Genomic DNA, 20,024 nt, shown 5'->3' with positions numbered 1-20,024 from the left:
ACGATCTACTCTGTATATATGTCTCATGTGGTACACGAAGAATTAGAATTAACGCCACTGGCCCGGTTATAAGTCGGGCCAGCGGTGTCTCAATATTATTTGGTTGGATTTTAAAATTTGTAGCTCAGGCTGGCTATCACTTGCCTGAGCATCTGCGGATTAACCGTAGTATAACCTATCCAATACTCTTTATTGGTTAAATTGTTAACATTTACAGCCAAACGGTATTTTTCTTTATTATAGAAAACGCCAGTGTTCAACACCGTAAATGATGGCAGGGTAAATACCCCGTTATAAGCGTTATTAATCACCTGGTTATCGCCTGAGTAATTACCGCCAAAACCAAGGCCTAATCCCTTGGCATTTCCGGCTATTAGCGTATAGCTGGCCCAAAAGTTAGCCGAGTTAGCCGGGCCCGCCGTTTGCGGCCTGCGGCCATTATCATAAGTCGGGCTCGAATTAGTCATCAGGCTATTATTATGCGAATAACCGGCCACAATGTTAAGGCCTTTAACAGGGTTGGCAATTACCTCCGCCTCAAAGCCGCGGCTATATTGTGAGCCGTCCTGAATTGAAAAATTGGCATGGCTTGGATCGGCTTTGATAATATCCTTTACCTTAATATCATAATAGCTGATGGTGCTGCTTAGTTTGCCGTTAAACACATCCAGTTTAATACCACCCTCTAATTGGTTAGCCTGTTCTGGTTTAAAGCTTTTACCGTAAAAATCGGTTCCGGGCGTTGTATTGCTAAAACCGTTCATGTAATTGCCAAACAGCGAAACATGATTTTTCACCAATTGATAAACCAAACCAAACTTTGGCGACAAGGCTACCTGGTGGTAACTATTACTGCTGGAGCCCGTTGCCGGATTATCAATGGCTTTGCTATCAAAGTAATCAATCCTTAAACTGGCCATTGCCGATAGGTTATCGGTAATGTTCAATACATCCGATACATAGGCGCTATAGGTATAATTATTATAGCGGCTGTAAGTAGTTGATAAAGGCAAGTTTTGAAACAAAGAATCTACTTTGGCTTTATTAAAGTTATTATAGGTGGGTATAGGGCCTTTTAAATTAATCACATCAAAAGCATCAGAACCAGAATTAGGATCGCTGTATTTCAGGTTAGCGGTTTGCTTTAAAAAGTCGAGCCCTATTAGTAACCTGTTACGCAGGCCCGCAATTTTAAAATCACCTGCAAAATTTTGTTGTATTTGTAAAGTATTGACATTGCCGTCGATGGCCCAAACGTCGCGCGCGATTGAATTATTACCTGCCAACAGGTAGAAGTAAGGTTCATAGCCCGAGGAACTGCTATTGGTGGTAGAAAAAGAAGTTTGCGACTGCCAGCTATCGGAGATCTTGTAATCAACCTTACCGTAAAAATTTACATTGTCTGAAGTAGTGACCAGGTCATTGGCCTGATAGGCTCGTTTATAGTTGATATTTAATTGGTCGGCACTACTCACCCCCAGATCGGCAATGGTGGATGCAAAATAGAATATCGGCGGGGTTGTACCTGTTCCGTGGCTAATTTCGGCGTCAAAAGATAAGGTTAAGCGGTCGCTAACTTTATAGCTAAAGCTGGGGTCAAAAACAAAGTTTTTGTTAAAACCATTATCCTGAAAACTGCCGGTGCTGTTATACGCGCTATTGATACGTAACAGTGCTTTTTTAGCAGAGTCTATCGGGGTATTATAATCAACGCTGATACGGTTGAAGTTGTAACTGCCGCCTGCGTATGTAATTTCGCCTGCTGTATTTTCAAAAGGCTTTTTGGTAACCCTGTTAATTAAGCCCCCAAAAGAGATGAGACTGCTGCCGTAAAGCGTACCCGATGGGCCCTTAACTACTTCGAGTTTCTCCAAATTTGCAGCATCTACGGTATTTGTAACCAAGCCGCTAATGCCGTTTCGTAAAGAAGTTTGCACCGAAAAACCGCGTAACGTAAAATAACTCCCCCCATCACCGGCCCGGCCTGTAGGTGCCCACAATCTGGTTATACCCGGCACATTCCTGATCGCGTCGTCCGCAGAAAACACCGCTTGCTCCTGCAATAACTCTTTCCCCACACTGCTGTAAACCTGCGGATTCTCCAGGTTATCCAGCGGCATTTTAGCTACATCATCACTGCGCTTGCGTACAAACTTATTGGTTTTTTCGCCGTTAACGCTGATTTCGCGTAGTGAGCTTACATTTGCCGACACCACAATTACCGGAACTTGCGTAAGCCGCCCTGTAATTACGCTAACAGGCAATTCCTGGTTTCTGAGATTGACGTGGGATACTACCAGGGTATAACTCCCTGCCGGAACGCGGAACTGGAATTTACCGTCATCGTTAGTAACCGTACCGTAGTTGGTTCCTTTTAACACAACCGATACATTTTCGGCAGGTTCATTTTTATTCGTCACGATTCTTCCCCGAATAGTGCCCCGTACCTGTTGGCCGAGCGCGGTTAAAGAACAAACAAGCAGCAGAAGGAATGCCGATAAGGTTTTGAGGTAATTGTATTGCTTCATTTATTTAGACTAATTTTAAATAAGGCCAAAACTACAACCAGCAAACCTTAAAAACAAATTATTTTTATTTAAACTGGATACAATTAAAATTAACTGCCTTTTGCTTTAGTGACGCTACTTTTTTTTGCTCTTGGTCTCCACAACAAAATACATTGAGCTTTACAACAAAACCCACCCTTGCAAGCAGGCCTATCTTTGTGGTATAAAATTCAGATAATATGACAAAGATTTGGTTTATAACAGGCAGCTCCAGAGGATTGGGGCGCAGCCTTACAGAAGCAGTGCTGGCTAAGGGAGATCAGGTGGCGGCAACAGCCCGCAAGCCGGAACAATTAAATGACCTTGTTGAAAAATATCCGGGGCAAATTTATCCTATTCAATTGGATGTAACCCAGCACAACGAGATTGATCAAGCGGTAACCGACGCTATAGCCAAGTTTGGAAAAATTGATGTATTGGTAAATAACGCGGGCTTTGGTATCATTGGCGCGGCAGAAGCTTTTACAGATGACCAGGTAAAGAGCCAGTTGGAAACTAACCTGTACGCGCCTATCCAAGTTACCCGCGCGGTATTGCCCTATATGCGCAAGCAACGCTCAGGCCGCATTTTACAAATCAGTTCGATAGGTGGCCGGGTGGGCAACGCAGGCTTAACCATGTACCAGGCTGCCAAATTTGGATTGAGCGGATTTAGCGAAGCATTGGCCAAAGAGGTAGCGCCGCTTGGCATCCATGTAACCAGTGTTGAGCCGGGTGGTTTCCGCACCGATTGGGCCGGTGCATCCATGACTTATGCGCCACCGGTAGAAGGTTATGAATTAACAGTTGGCCAAAGAGCCGATTATATTTTGAGTGGTAAATTTGTACCGATGGGCGATCCGGAAAAGGCAGCCAAAGTTATTTTGGAACTGGCAAACCACCCTGAACCGCCGGTGCATTTGGTATTAGGCAGCGAAGCCATTGCCATACTAAAACAAGCCAATGCCGCCAGGCAGGCCGAGATGGAAAAATGGATGATGGTTAGCACATCCACGGATCATGATGAATCGTCAAACTTCTTGGAAACAGCATTGGGCAAGGCGATGTTGAAGTAGTATTGCGATGGGCGTATTGCGATGCCCATCGATTTGATCTATATGATGATTAACGTGCAGGTATTTTATACGATATATGGTTACCGGCAGAAAGCCGCCTTGATTATGTTATCTTTAAATATGCAAATGTCTCCATACTCCTATCTCAATACCCATATCTGATCACATGGAAGAATCGCCAAAAATCTTATATTCCTGCTATGCGCATATCAGCCGTGATGGTGAGCAGTTTATACCCAACCATGTGTTTAGCTACATCGTATCAGGAAGCCAGGAAATGCAGGTTGGCGATCAAAATTTTCACTTTAAAGCAGGGGATTTCAGATTTTTCAGAAAAAACCAGTTGTGCCGGTTTGAGAAGCAACCACCCCCAGGCGGGGAATTTATCTCGGTATCCATAGAGATGGACCAGGATACCTTACGCAGCTTCAGTGCCGAGCATAACCTGCATATGACAAATGCTTATACAGGAGAAAACACTTTGCTACTCCAGCCCAAACCGTTGTTAACAAACTACATCGACTCGTTAAGGCCTTACCTTCATCATACCGGCAAGCTCAACAAATTACTGACTACGCTGAAGGTTAAAGAATGTATTATGCTATTGCTGGAAACCAACCCGGCATTACAGGATGCTTTGTTTGATTTTAGTGAACCTGGTAAAATTAACCTGGAAGCCTATATGAACCAGAATTATAAGTTTAATGTTGATATTAATCGTTTTGCCTACCTCACCGGCAGGAGCCTGGCTACTTTTAAAAGAGATTTTGAGAAGATATTCCATATACCGCCCAACCGCTGGCTGCAACAAAAACGATTAGATGACGCCTACTATCTCATTAAAGAAAAAAAACGAAAATCGTCCGAAGTTTACCTTGAAGTGGGCTTCAAAGATTTCTCACATTTTTCGTTCGCATTTAAAAAGGCTTTCGGTATAGCACCGTCACGGCTAACAAGCCAACCTGTGGATAAGCGCTTTTAAAAAACAACCGCATAGCGCAGCGATGTACGTAGGTAAGAATAGCGCGAATTAACATCGTCCTGCAGTTTATACTTGCCGTTCAGCACAAAATATCCAGGTTCGGCACAAATAGAAAGCCCTTTAACAAACATATAGCTCAACTCGCCCGAAACGGTATGTAAAAAAGAATGGGACGAATTGCCATCAACGGTTTTGAGCCATCCGCCCCGGTAGTTGACGGTCATGAAAAGTTTATCGGCAAAGCTGATTCCACCGGTGCCGCTATAACTTAGGCCTGATCCGTAATCGTAATTTCGGCCTTTATAAAAATAAGGATCGGGCACGGCGGCCAATATAATTGGGCCTACTCCTACCGAAGTATTAACTTTCACTTTACTCGAGAGATTGAAGTTGGTAAACAGATTGAACTTAACACTTTGTCCGCTATAAAAAAACGAGCGATTGCGGATGTAATCGTAATTGGCAGATAATACCCCCACCTGCTGGTAATGATTATTTGAACCTATTTTCCAGCCAATCAACGAGCCGTACACGCTTATGATATTTACTTTTGAGCTATCATCTTTACCGAATTCTGTATTGATATAGATGTTGCTGAATGGCTCCTTATAGTTTTCGTAAGAGTTTCCGTACAAAAATTTAGCATGGCCGTACCAGCCGGGCTTACCATTATTACTTCCCTCTATACGCCTAAGCCCGGCATCAAATTCGGCGCTTATTTTGGTAGAATCTCGGCTTACGGGGTTAGCCGCTACCCTACCCCAACGGCCATCCAGCAAGCGCGATAAACCATTCATCGGATTAACCACAAAGCCCAAAACCTCGCTTACCTGCCTTTTAAAGCCCCGGGCACGGTTATTAATAATGCGGTTGGAAAGGCGATAGGTCATCTCGCCCAATACGATGCCGCCAAAACTGGTATTCACAAAATCATTGGGTGACGGTGCCTGGTTTTCGGCAGCTGTTTCCCAGATATAGCTCCCTACAAAAGCCGCAGGTGCGGCTTCCCAGAAAGTATAACCATTGGCCCTGAACGCGCTAAAAAAGTAACTACCATGGTAAGGGTGCCCAAACTGGTTAGTACCAAAAGGGTCATTATCAAACGCCCAGCTCCCGGGGTTTAGGTTATGCCCAACTGTTTTAAAAGAAATTTGGGCGTAATCGGCGTTCTTAATAAACTTATCAAATGTCCAGGGCAATACCTCCATTAACACTAAAAAACCCGCTGCCTTGGCAAATTTCTTTTGATGGGTAATGGTATCCGGCAAATCTGTTTTTAAAGCTCTTTTAGGCATGGTATCCATAGCCAACGGTTGCCCAATACCAATAATTTGCTGTGCAAAAAGTGCGGGGGGTGTACAAAAAATCAAACCTAATAAACAGGTTAGGGAGATTGCAATTAATTTAAATGTTTTTTGTTTAGTAAGGTGTAGCGCCATTCTCTTGATCAACAACTACAGTAACGATGTATAGCCATCGCCAACCGGTTGCTTATATTACACCATAAAGCAAGTTTTACAAAATTTTGTTTTGTAATTCTCGTCCATTAATCATGATTGAACCCATAATTGAATTATGGCTGTTATAAATCACATTATCTATGGTAGCTTATGGATTAACAGTCCGGCCATTTTAATCAGATAAGCAATTGATTAATAAACAATTAAAACAAAAACGGCTCTTATCACGAATAGTATGGGTAAATTGAAAAACAAACCAACAAATTACTGTTCATAATAACGAAATGCTAACTCATTGATTGTCAATGATAAATTCTCTAATTATGTCATCCCGACGGAAGGAGGGATCTTTTGCGCGCAGTAAGTCCACAGCATATCAGGTGCGCTGGTAATCAATGTGCTATTCTTGCTCCAACAATCAGTATTCTTAATTTTGAGCATCGGCACGCTCAGTCGCCGCGTGAAGGGCTGTTACGTTATTCACCTGTTGTTTGTTTTTGGTGTGAATGATTGCTAACGCAATTTGTCTTGACACAAAAGTAACCAAAACCGACCATAGGGAGCTCATGAACACCTTAAAAAAACAACCAACAGGTGAATAACGTCAAGACTGCCCGATCCTTCCGCCCACACGGCAACACCCGGCCCGGCGTGCAGTCTGGCCTTTGCGCACTTTGCCTGTGTACAAGAGAAGATCAAGGAGGTTCAAAACATCATCGCCATTTTTTTCGGCTGGCCGGGCTTGTTACTTATGAAGGTATAGGATATTGATAATCAATGGTTAAATTAAAAATAAGATCTTAAAAAAGTAGGGGAATTTCACGAAAAATATCATAGTAAAATATTGGCTTAGCCTATCACTTACAAATCGATTTTTTAGTACCCATACAAAGCGTCATAGAGTCACAAAAACATCCTCATAAACAATACTGTTTCAATGAGGATGTTTTTAAATTTAAAATAGCGAATAAGCTCGCCGTAAAACCTTACTCCGGTTTAACGTAAGCCCTTTAAGCGCTTATTTTTTAATGAGCCTTACTTCATATACACCGGCTGTCATAGAACCATCCGCCGCCTGGAACTTAACTTGAAGAACTCCATTGGATGATTTTAAAACATCTGCCGGGATAGGATAATCTTCGGTATAAAACCCATTGCCTTTACTGCCATCCGCGGTAACCTGTGCTACCTGCTGGTTGTTTACCAGGATAGAAAAGTGCCTGTCTATATCCCTGCCGAAATAAGTAACCCTAAGGCTGCCTGTCTCTTTATTTTTATCCTTGAGCTGATAACTGAACCAGCCCCTCGCATCGCGCCAATGGCGGTCGCGGTTAACGCCCGTGCCTGATTTTTCGCTTTCAATAAAATGGTCTGATTCTGGCTGTTGTTCCCCGGCGTTCACCATATCTATGGTTATAGCTGCAAGCCGCTGGGCGGCGGCATCTTCTTCGGCCATTTTTTTCTGTATACCGGCCAGACTTTCGGGTGTTTCCCTTTGCCAGTAAATCACATAACGGGCATCGTGAATTTTATAAAAAGGGATTAGTTTTAACGAACTGTAACGGGCCGGATAAATCAGCTTTTGTGCGCGGTAGGTTAATGGTTCTCCGGCAACGGGGTCAATTAATTCGGCATCATGCAGGCTGGCATTCACAAACATGGGCATATTTTGCAAGGGGTATAGTTTGCCTTGCGCTGCATGCCCCATCCTGCTGTCGTCGGCTAATAGCCCGCGCATGTTAGTGGTATCAAGCACAGCGGCCAAAACTATAGGGCCGTGCAAAACAGCCTCGTAATTTAAACCATCGGGCAATTGCTCGGTTGTAGTTTGCATGGGCAGGGTAACACCAATTACGTCTCCCTTTTTCCATACTCGGTTGATGCTTACATAGGCGGAAGATTTTGCACTTACTTTTATTGGTGTGCCATTAACCGTCACCTTGAGCGCTCCGGTGTGCACCCACGATGGATACCTGATATTGATGGCGAAGGCCCCTGGTCTAACCGCGTTAATGGTGATGGATGTTTTTTCCTCCTCCGGAAAATTGGTGTGCTGGGTAAGCACAAGTCCTTTTTGTTTCCAGTTTAAGGTAGATGGAATAAATAAATTAACAAACACGTTATTTTGATCGTGAGCGTAGATCATCTCGCCATACTTGGCATGGTTTTCCATGCCCGAGCCCACACAGCACCACATACTGGTTTGCGGCTGCGAGTACACCCGGTAATGACCGGGCCGCATTGGGGTGAAATAAACAAAGCCGCCGCCCGGCCGCTCTGTCGACAGGATATGGTTGTACAAAGCGCGCTCATAGTAATCGATATAACTAACCCTGGGATCCGATAGGTAAAGATCTTCGGTAAGCTTCAACATATTGTAAGTATTGCAGGTTTCGGGTCCCTGCTCAGTTGTTATCATCGACGAAAAATCGTTCGAGGGATTAAAATGCTCCCTGACGCTGTTACCGCCGATGGCCACTGTGCGGTGCTGCACTACCGTTTGCCAGAAAAATTGCGCCGCTTTGTTATAATTGCTGTCGGCAGTAACATCCGATATCCTTTTAAAACCGATCACCTTCGGGATTTGGGTATTGGCATGCAGGTTGTTTAATTTATCCTGCCCTTGCTCCAGCGGCTCCAGGATAGCCTGGTGCGAAAAACTATAAGCCGCGGTTAAATATTTTTTATCCCCGGTAAGGGCATACACATCTGCCAGTACTTCGTTAACACCGCCATGCTCTGTTTTTAACATTTCCTGCATTTTTTGCGGTGTGATACTGGTAGCGATCATTACAAACCAGTCGGCAAACTTAATCAGCATTACCTTAGCCGTTTCGTTCCCGGCATAGGTATAGGCATCACGAAGGCCGGCAAATGTTTTATGGATATTGTAAAATGGAACCCATTTTTTATTAATGGCGCCAACGTCGCCTTGCATTACCGCGGCCCAAAGCTCCTTACTACCCGGTACACCACCAACATAGCCATTGCCGTTTTTATCCTGGCATATCTTCAATTCGGCTATCATGTAATTAAGCCTGTCTAACGCTTGCTTATCACCAGTAGAGGCATACATCATGGCTAAGGCCGACAGGTAATGCCCACCAATATGACCGTCCAGACCGGAATTTTCCCAGTTGGTATAGCTCTCAGCCTTGGGTTTTAAGCCCGCTTCGCGAAGATAAGGAGCAAGCAATTTATCCGGCGATAACTGCATCATGTATTTAAGATCGGCATTTTCGGCATCGTTAAAAATACCGGGCAACAGCTTCACCTCCTGTAAACGAAATGTTTTAAGTTGGGCTGGTGATTGCGCGCAAAGCGAAACTGAAAGAAATAAATAGCCTGCAATCAAAGATAATCTCATACGCTTAATGGTTTATACTGCACAAATAATTTTTGAAGCTTTAGCCTGGCAAGCAAAGCATAAATTATAATTGGCTTTTGTGTGGCACTAATATCATAAACATTAATTGTAAAAACAACATTTAATATTATTTTAAAGATACTATAAGACTATATTTCGCAAAGTCAATTTGTCGCAGATTATTTATTTTGGGGGGGGGATTGTGACACATATGTAGAGCAGGTCATCATTTTGAGATAGCACACCTAACGGTTCAAAAGAATTGGGTTGTATTTGAATTAGGGATATCACCGCTTAGGGTCACTCTAAATTATGTTTTTTTGAATGGCATCGATTGACGTATTTGGCGCTCACATCACACTTGAGAATAATTAATTTAGTTTACTGTATAATTATTGTTGCCCTCAAGTTCAATTTGGTTCTGGTCGATGATTTTAAATGAATTGTAGCGGTAATATACGCTGAAGCCCAAAACTTCCGATTCGTACACTTTGGGTTAGAGGTTTTGTTCGCATCGCCAAAACTTACTTTCGGCGACTACCAGTACCTCATTAAGCCGTTTTAGCCCGTCATCAACTAAGATAATAAAACTATCTGCCCCAAATTCTCAGTAACCGATAAATAATTTTATTTTTACAGCCGTAAACAAAATACTACAATGGCATACAACTTATTAAAAGGTAAAAAAGGGATCATCTTTGGCGCGTTGGACGAAAATTCTATCGCCTGGAAAACCGCTCAAGCATGTCATGCTGAAGGCGCCGAACTGGTATTAACCAATGCACCTATCGCCCTGCGCATGGGTACTATCAATAAACTGGCTGAAGAAATTAACGCACCGGTTATCCCGGCAGACGTTACTATAACCGAAGATATTGAAAACCTGCTTACCAAAAGCATGGAACATTTTGGTGGCGGTGTAGATTTTATTTTACACTCCATAGGCATGAGCATCAATGTGCGTAAAGGCATTCACTATACCGAGAACAATTACGAGTTTACCCATAAGGGCCTTGATATATCGGCACTGAGCCTGCACCGTGTTTTAGCAACAGCCATGAAGATGGATGCCATTAACGAGTGGGGATCTGTAGTAGCCTTAACTTATATTGCTGCCCAGCGCGTATTCCCGGACTATAACGACATGACCGATAACAAAGCGTATTTAGAAAGTATTGCCCGCAACTTTGGCTACCAATATGGGGTTAAAAAGAATGTGCGCGTTAATACCATATCGCAATCGCCAACACGTACCACAGCAGGCTCGGGCGTTAAAGGCTTCGACGGCTTTATCAGCTATGCTGAAAAAATGAGCCCTCTTGGCAATGCCACCGCTCAAGAGTGTGCTAATTACTGCGTATCTCTATTTTCCGACCTTACCAAAATGGTAACTATGCAAAACCTCTTTCACGATGGTGGTTTCTCTTTTACCGGAGTTAGCCAGGCGGTTATTGAGCAAATGGAAAAATAGCTTAACAGCATACCACAAAAAAACCTCAGCCCATATCCGGCTGAGGTTTTTTTTGTGGTATAAACCCGGTTAATTTACAGAGCGGATGTTATCAAAACTATTTTAACAATAATTGAACCCGGCGGTGTAACGGTCGACACACCGTCAGAGGCCTGAATATCGATAGTAATTTTGCCTACGCTATGACTAAAACTGTAGGCAACACCGCTGTAAACTTCGGGTATTTGTTCGTAAGTTGTTCCGTCAAACGTAGCATAAACTAACACAGCTCCGTATTTATTAAAATAGTCATCAATTTCGGGCATGCTGATGGTGGTAGAATAAGTTTTACCGCTATCAGATGTAGCCCACGCACTACGTGCAATTGAAGTAACAATGGTTTGATTTGGAGTTACCTCTTGAACGGATTTGGTGCAGGATGAAAATAAAAGCAACAAGGGGATAAATAGAAATGATAAATAAAGCTTCATAGGTTTGATGGTTGCCGACTTATAAGCCGATTATGGAAAATGCCTCCGACAAAAATCAGAGGCATTTTATTTATTGATTAATATTTAAAAGCGATCAGTCCTTTTTCTCCTCTTCTTCCTGCTTCCGCTCGCCGCCGGTGTGTTTGCCAATTACTTTTATCTCGTTGGTTTCCTTGTCAAAATCAACATCCATAATTTCACCTTCAACTAATTCACCTTTCAAAATCTCTTCGGCAATCGGATCTTCCAGGTATTTCTGGATAGCACGTTTTAACGGACGAGCTCCAAATTGCGAATCGAAACCTTTTTCGGCAATAAATTCTTTGGCGTTCTCTGTCAGCTTAATATCGTAACCTAAAGCGTGTACTCTACCAAACAATGATGCTAACTCAATATCGATAATTTTGAATATCTCTTCTTTACCCAAAGAGTTAAACACGATGACATCATCAATACGATTTAAGAACTCGGGTGCAAAGGCACGTTTCAAAGCGCTTTCAATCACACCTCTTGAATGCGAATCAGCCTGATTTACCTTGGCAGCGGTGCTAAAACCAACGCCTTGCCCAAAATCTTTCAACTGGCGGGCACCAATGTTTGATGTCATAATCACGATGGTGTTTCTGAAATCAACCTTGCGACCTAAAGAATCAGTCAACTGGCCTTCGTCTAACACCTGCAACAGGATATTAAATACATCAGGGTGCGCTTTTTCAATCTCATCCAACAACACTACCGAGTATGGTTTTCTGCGTACCTTTTCGGTTAGCTGTCCGCCTTCTTCGTAACCTACATACCCCGGAGGCGCTCCTACCAAACGCGATACCGCAAATTTTTCCATGTATTCACTCATGTCAATCTGGATCAAAGCGTCTTCGGTATCAAACATAAAGCGGGCAAGCTCTTTAGCCAATTCCGTTTTACCAACACCTGTAGGTCCCAAAAATATAAAGCTACCTATTGGCTTCTTCGGATCTTTTAATCCGGCACGGGTACGCTGGATAGCTTTAGCTAATTTTTTAATGGCATCATCCTGGCCGATAATCTTATCGGCAACCTTTTCGGCCATGTTCAGCAGTTTCTGGCTGTCAGCCTGTCCAACACGCTGTACAGGTATACCTGTCATCATTGATACTACTTCGGCTACATTATCCTCGGTAACAGTATAACGTTTTGATTTGGTTTCGGCTTCCCAAACCGCTTTGGCTTGTTCAAGTTCTTCCAGTAAATGTTTTTCTGTATCGCGAAGCTTGGCGGCTTCCTCGTATTTTTGACTGCGGACTACTTTGTTTTTTTCGATCTTGATCTGTTCAATCTTCTGTTCAACATCCAATATATTTTGAGGCACATGGATATTGGTTAAGTGAACGCGTGATCCCGATTCGTCTAAGGCATCAATAGCCTTGTCAGGTAAAAACCTGTCGGTAATGTAACGGGCGGTTAAGGCAACACAAGCATTGATAGCTTCAGGAGTATAGGTAACACCATGGTGCTCTTCGTATTTTTCCTTAATGCGGTTCAATATTTCAATGGTTTCATCAGGTGTAGCTGGTTCAACCATCACTTTTTGAAAACGACGGTCTAAAGCGCCATCCTTTTCAATATACTGACGATATTCATCCAACGTAGTGGCACCGATGCATTGGATTTCTCCACGGGCTAAGGCCGGTTTAAACATATTTGATGCATCTAACGAACCAGAAGCTCCGCCAGCACCAACAATGGTATGAATCTCATCGATAAACAAAATTACATCCGGCGATTTTTCAAGCTCGTTCATTACGGCCTTCATTCTTTCCTCAAACTGGCCGCGGTATTTGGTACCGGCCACCAATGAAGCTAAATCAAGCGTAACTACACGTTTGTTAAATAATACCCTTGACACTTTACGTTGTACTATGCGTAAAGCTAATCCTTCGGCTATCGCCGATTTACCAACACCAGGTTCACCGATGAGGATAGGGTTATTCTTTTTACGACGGGATAGGATTTGCGATACCCTTTCAATTTCCTTCTCACGGCCAACAATCGGGTCAAGTTTGCCATCCTCGGCGGCCTTGGTTAAATCGCGGCCAAAGTTATCTAAAACCGGAGTTTTTGATTTAATGTCCGACACTTTCTTAGGCTGGCTGAACGATTCTTCCTCTCGGAAATCATCATCTCCGCCGGTTGAAGAACCAGGCATCTCGTCAGTAACGTCGTTTTTATGCGAATCCACTTCCCCTTTAAATATTTCGTAATTTACGTTAAACTGCATCAGTATTTGCGATGCAATATTATCTTCATCACGTAATATCGATAGCAGCAGATGCTCCGTACCAATCACGTCACTTTTAAAAATCTTAGCTTCCAGGTAAGTTATCTTCAATACCTTTTCAGCCTGTTTGGTTAAAGGTATACTGCCAATATTAACATTCGTTCCCGATGTTCCTTTTACAGCATCCTCTATTGCGCGGCGAAGGCGGGCGGTATCAACGGCCAAGCTTTTTAACAGCTTAATTGCAACACCATCACCATCGCGGATAAGCCCTAACAAAAGATGTTCTGTCCCTATATAATCATGGCCAAGGCGCAGGGCCTCTTCTCTGCTGTATGAGATGACATCTTTAACACGGGGCGAAAATTTAGCTTCCATATATAATACCTTTCAAGTGTTTGAACGTTCTAAGCTATAAAATAGTTTTTATTACCAGACCGTAATTTCTTTAACATATCAACAACGCTGCCAAGCTTTTTTGTGGTTTAAAAACAGACATTATAATGATATAACGTGCAATTATTACTAATTTAACCTTACAAACCAAATAAAAGCGGCCTACACGGTAAATATAAACAGGCATTTTGGTTAAAACAAGAAAGTGCGGCAACAATAATTTGATATAAAACAGCCTTTTATCAAGTAATCAGGGCCATTACAGGAAAATAAGTCACTATCTGCCAAATAGACAGGCCGACAAATAAACTTTAAAATCGCATCAAAATCAATTTAATTTACCTTTTATTAAATTAATTAAAACTTAAATATATCATTCTGAATAGCGTACAACACCAAGCCGGTTCTTGATTTGATCGTCAATTTCTGAAAAAGAGACTCACGATAATTATCAACAGTACGCGGGCTTACAAACATCAGGTCGGCTATTTCTTTATAAGTTAATTCGGAACAGGCTAATTTTAAAAATTCCATCTCCTTTTTAGTGATGTCTAAAACGGGTTCGTGTTGAGTAACCGAGCGAAGTAATTTTCCCGAAACGAGGTCGTTAATATACACTCCCTTTTGATGGATGGTTTTAATGGCCTCCAGCAAATCCCGCGGTTTAGACTCTTTTAAAACATAGCCGCCGGCACCGCATTTAATCATCTCAATTACAGCCTTATCGTCCTCAAACATACTTAGTGCAAGCACTTTAATTTCAGGATACCTCGCCCTTACCCACTTTGTGGCTTGATAGCCGTCCATCACCGGCATATTGATATCCATCAATATCACCTGGGGCAGTGGAGCCTTAGCCAGCATCTGTTGAAGCTGCTCGCCATTGCTGGCTTCAAAAACAACATGCAACTCATCAAACTCGCTCATTAAAGCGGCAACTCCTCGCCTAAAAAGGGTATGATCATCTACAATAGCGATATTAATCTGCTCAGTTTCCATTGCTTAAGGATATGGAATAAAAATAATAATTTGGGTACCTTCACCGGGTTGCGAAGTAATTTTTGCCTCACCCCCAACTATGGCCGCGCGCTTGTTGATATTCTGTAAACCCATGCCGGCCTGCTCTGCCGGTAAACTACCCGCGATAAATCCAATACCGTTGTCATTAATTTGCAACCTTAGCTGGCCGTCCAGGTAAGCCAGGCTGATATTAATTTGAGTAGCCCGTGCATGTTTGATAACATTGTTCAAGGTTTCCTGCAGGATGCGAAAAAGAACCAGGTTTTTGTTATGATCGCCGGATGCGGGAATGTCGCCGTTGCAAAGGTAAGTGATTTGATACATACCCGATTTTTCGAGCCAGTTAATCTGATGGCGGATGGCTTCAGGCAGGCCTAACATCATCAACTGATCGCCCTGTAGCAACTTGCCAAGTAACCTCATTTCCTTGATTGACTGTAGGGTGAGATCAAGAGCCGTATCGATTTTCTGCTGCGCCTTGCCGGGATTGATCAATTCGACCGAGCTTAATGTTAGCGAGGTCAGGCTTAACAACTGCCCGATGTTATCGTGAAGATCGGCACCGATGGTTTGCATGGTTTGTTCCTGAACTTCGCACTGGGTTTTTAGTATTTCGGCATCGAAAGCTATTTTCATCTGGGCTTTTTCTTCAAGATGTTTTTTTTTGCGATTATTATATACCAGAATATAAACGATGATAGAAGCCGGCGCCAATAAGAAGATGAGTGTTGTAATGATGATTAAACTTTTGATGTCAGCCATTTCCTGCAAATAAATGAGTAACTCCAGCAACCGTATAAAATCACATTAAGAACAATATAGATATAGTACGTTATGGCGTGCTTGGGCGTAATCATGATGCCTGCTAATTTTCCGCGAAACAAATTGATGGCCGTGTTGCCAAAATAAAAAAACAAAACGCCGCAAACCCACCAAAAATCAGCCGAATACTGGAGCCTGATATAGGTATCTTCTTGTAGTAATAAATAAAAATAAAAAAGAGAATAGACCGTAAAAAACACGGACATGGAATTGTAGCATAAAATATTAAATCGTAAAAAACCGTGTTGAAACAAGTCGTAAGCATAAAATAAAATTAAAACAACAAGCCCGCCGATTATCGGGGGCCTGTTGTTTTTATACTTACTTAACAGACTGGAAAACATAAAGCTCGTAAAAACGATATGGCAAACCAATAGAATGTTATACGGCCATTGGTTAGGCTGATGCTCCCGCTTTAAGTAAATTCCAATAAACTCAACTATACAAGTTATCAGAAGATAGATGGGTATAATCCTCCATGGCAACTCCATATCTCTCGACAAACAAAAGATCGCAACCAAAAAGCATTGTATCTCAAAAGCGGTAGAAAACGTAATATAATTTAACATTTTAATATTTGATAGTTGTTAATTGCAAACATCGGGGCATAGCTCCCCTTCGTCATATCCCCCACCATGAATGATAGGTGGAGGTGCAAATGCCTGAGTCTTCTGCATCTTCTCCTGTATGTTTTGAACCCCAAGTATCGTTTTGGTCTTCTGTACCTTTTTTGCCTTCTGTATTTGTGGCATCACCTGTACCTTTGCGGTATCACCGCAAAATCCATTAGGTAAATATTGTTCCAAACAGTCAGGGTAATCTCTATCCATTTGACCCGCGGATTGAGTGGGCATTAAAATAAAAACATCCCTGGGATTCTTTTTCTTCGCTTTTTTACTTACAAGGCCTTTGCCCTCGTAAATTCTTAAACCACTAAAATGATGACTGGCATCTGCAATTACACTAAAAAGTGAAGTTAAAAAACAATAGGGAAACCATTCGCTTTTAGTATTATAAACAGAGTCGTCTCTGTTACTATTATTCTCGCAACGGGCTTGTACCCATTTGTAAGCTAAACCGCTTGTAAGGAAGTGTCCGCTGGGATTTCCGCAAGTCCCCTCTGCTGGAGCATTGGCGTTATATAGAAAGCCGCCATGTTTCATAACCTGGGTTGCATTGCCATTAGATAATAAACCAGCTTCCACATTTAAAAAACTGGCCGTATGGGTATAATAATCCACATGTGTGCTAATAGTCGAATCGGTAAATGGCCTGCTAACTGTAGAAACCAGGAGTAATTTAGTTTTAAGTTTGGTAGTACCTGCTGCAGGTTTATCACAACCAAAATAAAAACGAACACCATCTGTATTTTTGCTGGCATGTTCAGCTATTAATAAGTTATTAATAGCACGTATTTGATCTACACTGTACCATACCGACAGGGACTTTGGACCAACATCCTTAAGATAATTACTATCAAAATTGGCAATCATTTGCCTGGCAGTTACTTCGTCAATGCCATTCAGCGTTTTGTTTACAGTTACTTGCCGGGTTTTTCTTTCCGGGGCGTTGTCAAAGCGCAGAAATAAAAACGCAACGCTAAGTAAAGCACACAATCCCAGTAATAGTTTTTTCATGGTGTTTAGGTTTAATAGTTAATTAATTGTGATTAAGTACCTCTAAAATCCGAATTAACATTCACAAATACAACGCGTTTACACTTATTTAATACCGTAAAAATACGGGTAAAAGAAAAGTTGGTTATACGGTGATTTGCTTTTGATATCGAACCGAAATTTGACGCTATCAACATTAAATAACCTTTAATCTCAAAACCATGAACACCAGCGAAATTCTAACCAACGCAAACAACATCAGCCTTGATACGGCAGCAATTGACCAAAACAAATTCTGCCAATTATGGCCGACAGTAAAAGAAGGCCTTGAAATACTTGCCGGATTAATCAAAAACCCGATTGTGAAATTAACTATTAACGGTATTATTGCCGCAGGCGACGCCATTATTGGAAAGATCTGTGGTTAACAATCACCCGGGTTTATTGCCTTAACAACGGCCACCTGCCCATGGCGTTATTCAATTACGATTTCTTGCAAAGGCGCTAACACACAATTTTATAAAGTTACTTTTTAGCGACTTACGCGCCTTTGCAAGAATTTAGGAAAGGTGATGTTTACCGGTCTGCATCGGTAAACATCACCTCCATTACTTTTAATCTTCAAGCGATCAATTTTCCGCCCTTTAACTAATCACTTATTTCCCGATATTTGAATCTCTCAAATATTGACTATGGCAGACGAAAAGATCATTTTTTCAATGGCAGGGGTAAACAAAATTTATCCGCCTCAAAAACAAGTTTTAAAAAATATCTACCTCTCTTTTTTTTACGGAGCTAAAATAGGCGTTATCGGTTTAAACGGCTCGGGTAAATCGTCCGTGTTAAAAATCATTGCCGGTTTAGATAAATCATACCAGGGCGAGGTTGTTTTTTCGCCGGGCTATACCGTAGGCTACCTGGCCCAGGAGCCAGAGCTCGATCCCAACAAAACAGTTAGAGAGGTGGTTGAGGAAGGTGTATCAGAAACCACTGCGGTTTTAAAGGAATACGAAGAGATTAACGAAAAATTTGGCTTACCCGAAGTTTACGAGGATGCCGATGCGATGGATAAGCTACTGGCGCGGCAGGGCGAGCTACAGGATATTATTGACGCTACCAATGCCTGGGAGCTGGATACCAAGCTGGAACGTGCTATGGATGCCCTGCGCTGCCCTGAGCCGGATGCCAAAATTTCGGTTTTATCGGGAGGAGAGCGCAGGCGCGTTGCTTTATGCCGCCTGTTGTTAAAAGAGCCCGATGTACTTTTGCTTGATGAGCCTACCAACCACCTGGATGCCGAATCGATCGACTGGCTGGAACAGCACTTAAAACAATATAAGGGTACAGTGATAGCGGTAACCCATGATCGTTACTTTTTGGATAATGTGGCTGGCTGGATTTTGGAGCTTGACCGCGGAGAAGGCATCCCCTGGAAAGGAAACTATTCGTCGTGGCTTGATCAGAAAGCCAAGCGACTGGCGCAGGAAGAGAAGACAGAAAGCAAACGCCAGAAAACTCTGGAGCGCGAGCTGGAATGGGTACGAATGGCGCCAAAGGCCCGCCATGCCAAATCAAAAGCACGTTTATCAAACTATGATAAATTAGCATCGGAGGATGGTAAGGAGCGCGAAGATAAACTGGAATTGTTCATCCCGCCAGGACCAAGGTTAGGTAACGTAGTTATTGAGGCTACCAATGTAAGCAAGGCTTACGGCGATAAAGTGTTATTTGATAACCTGAGCTTCTCGTTACCGCCAGCCGGTATTGTGGGTATCATTGGCCCTAACGGCGCGGGTAAAACAACCCTATTCCGCTTAATTACCGGCCAGGACCAACCCGATGCCGGAACTTTCCGCGTTGGCGAAACTGTGGCACTTGGCTATGTTGACCAGCTGCATGACGACCTGGATCCTAATAAATCGGTTTGGGAAAACATCACCGATGGCCTGGAAACCGTAATGCTGGGCAATCGGCCGCTTAACTCAAGGGCTTATGTATCCAAGTTTAACTTTAACGGCGCCGACCAGCAAAAAAAGGTGAATGTATTATCGGGCGGGGAACGTAACCGGGTGCATTTGGCTATCACGCTGAAAAAAGGTTCAAATGTGTTGTTACTGGATGAGCCCACCAATGATATCGACGTGAACACATTGCGCGCCTTGGAAGAGGCTTTGGAAAATTTTGCGGGCTGCGCAGTAGTGATCAGTCACGACCGTTGGTTTTTAGATAGGATATGTACCCACATTCTGGCCTTTGAAGGCGATTCGCAGGTTTACTTTTTTGAAGGCAATTATAGCGATTACGAAGAGAACCGTAAAAAACGACTTGGAGATATTGCTCCTAAAAGAATCAGATATAAAAAGCTGGCCGGGTAAAACAAAAAACAGCGATGAGAACAAAAATCTCATCGCTGTTTTATTTTAGCAATATATGATCAATGATAATGCCGGTTGGGTTGAGTCAATTCATTAATGCCAATGGAGAATATTACAATTCGGCTCAACAATCCGGAATATTTCCCTTGACCCAACATACAGCTAT

At 42.6% G+C, this 20,024-nt stretch carries 13 protein-coding genes; 5 read left to right on the top strand and 8 right to left on the bottom strand.

Annotated elements, in window-relative coordinates; genetic code table 11:
• Window positions 1-110: 110 nt before the first annotated feature.
• On the bottom strand, window positions 111-2,528 hold the full coding sequence (locus MUCPA_RS19115) for a TonB-dependent receptor (protein ID WP_008508668.1): 2,418 nt from the start codon (window positions 2,526-2,528) through the stop codon (window positions 111-113).
• Between the two features lie 218 nt (window positions 2,529-2,746).
• Between MUCPA_RS19115 and MUCPA_RS19110 the strand changes: the two genes are divergently transcribed.
• Entirely contained in the window at window positions 2,747-3,622 is an 876-nt protein-coding gene (locus MUCPA_RS19110) for an oxidoreductase (protein WP_008508667.1), read from the top strand.
• 166 nt (window positions 3,623-3,788) lie between these two features.
• On the top strand, window positions 3,789-4,604 hold the full coding sequence (locus MUCPA_RS19105) for a helix-turn-helix domain-containing protein (protein WP_008508665.1): 816 nt from the start codon (window positions 3,789-3,791) through the stop codon (window positions 4,602-4,604).
• On the opposite strand, the gene MUCPA_RS19100 is transcribed toward MUCPA_RS19105, so the two are convergent.
• Window positions 4,601-5,899, bottom strand: coding sequence for a DUF3943 domain-containing protein (locus MUCPA_RS19100; protein ID WP_169316188.1), 1,299 nt, complete (start codon window positions 5,897-5,899; stop codon window positions 4,601-4,603). The genes MUCPA_RS19105 and MUCPA_RS19100 overlap by 4 nt on opposite strands.
• Before the next feature lie 1,183 nt (window positions 5,900-7,082).
• A complete protein-coding gene (locus MUCPA_RS19095; protein ID WP_008508659.1) occupies window positions 7,083-9,431 on the bottom strand; it encodes a glycoside hydrolase family 127 protein in 2,349 nt (782 codons plus the stop codon).
• A gap of 658 nt (window positions 9,432-10,089) precedes the next feature.
• Between MUCPA_RS19095 and MUCPA_RS19090 the strand changes: the two genes are divergently transcribed.
• Window positions 10,090-10,902, top strand: coding sequence for an enoyl-ACP reductase FabI (locus tag MUCPA_RS19090; protein ID WP_008508657.1), 813 nt, complete (start codon window positions 10,090-10,092; stop codon window positions 10,900-10,902).
• Window positions 10,903-10,976: 74 nt separating this feature from the next.
• Here the strand turns inward: MUCPA_RS19090 and MUCPA_RS19085 are convergent, their stop codons facing one another.
• The 5 genes from MUCPA_RS19085 to MUCPA_RS19060 all read right to left on the bottom strand — a co-directional run bounded on the left by MUCPA_RS19085 (window position 10,977) and on the right by MUCPA_RS19060 (window position 17,504).
• A complete protein-coding gene (locus tag MUCPA_RS19085) occupies window positions 10,977-11,372 on the bottom strand; it encodes a hypothetical protein (protein WP_008508655.1) in 396 nt (131 codons plus the stop codon).
• Window positions 11,373-11,466: 94 nt separating this feature from the next.
• Window positions 11,467-14,007 (bottom strand): ATP-dependent Clp protease ATP-binding subunit, encoded by a 2,541-nt coding sequence (locus tag MUCPA_RS19080; protein ID WP_008508654.1) that lies wholly within the window; start codon window positions 14,005-14,007, stop codon window positions 11,467-11,469.
• Window positions 14,008-14,382: 375 nt separating this feature from the next.
• Window positions 14,383-15,024 (bottom strand): response regulator transcription factor, encoded by a 642-nt coding sequence (locus tag MUCPA_RS19075; RefSeq protein ID WP_008508653.1) that lies wholly within the window; start codon window positions 15,022-15,024, stop codon window positions 14,383-14,385.
• Between the two features lie 3 nt (window positions 15,025-15,027).
• A complete protein-coding gene (locus MUCPA_RS19070; RefSeq protein ID WP_008508652.1) occupies window positions 15,028-15,807 on the bottom strand; it encodes a sensor histidine kinase in 780 nt (259 codons plus the stop codon).
• Between the two features lie 647 nt (window positions 15,808-16,454).
• A complete protein-coding gene (locus MUCPA_RS19060; RefSeq protein ID WP_008508647.1) occupies window positions 16,455-17,504 on the bottom strand; it encodes a hypothetical protein in 1,050 nt (349 codons plus the stop codon).
• Between the two features lie 200 nt (window positions 17,505-17,704).
• Here MUCPA_RS19060 and MUCPA_RS19055 point away from each other — a divergent pair, with 200 nt between their 5' ends.
• Window positions 17,705-17,911, top strand: coding sequence for a hypothetical protein (locus MUCPA_RS19055; RefSeq protein WP_008508644.1), 207 nt, complete (start codon window positions 17,705-17,707; stop codon window positions 17,909-17,911).
• A 264-nt stretch (window positions 17,912-18,175) separates the two neighbouring features.
• The gene (gene ettA / locus MUCPA_RS19050; protein WP_008508641.1) at window positions 18,176-19,858 is read left to right on the top strand and encodes an energy-dependent translational throttle protein EttA; all 1,683 of its coding nucleotides are present in this window, start codon (window positions 18,176-18,178) and stop codon (window positions 19,856-19,858) included.
• The last annotated feature ends 166 nt before the right edge of the window (window positions 19,859-20,024 follow it).

The sequence above is a fragment of the Mucilaginibacter paludis DSM 18603 genome (assembly GCF_000166195.2).
Lineage (GTDB): Bacteria > Bacteroidota > Bacteroidia > Sphingobacteriales > Sphingobacteriaceae > Mucilaginibacter > Mucilaginibacter paludis.
This window is presented reverse-complemented; position numbering and strand designations above follow the sequence as displayed.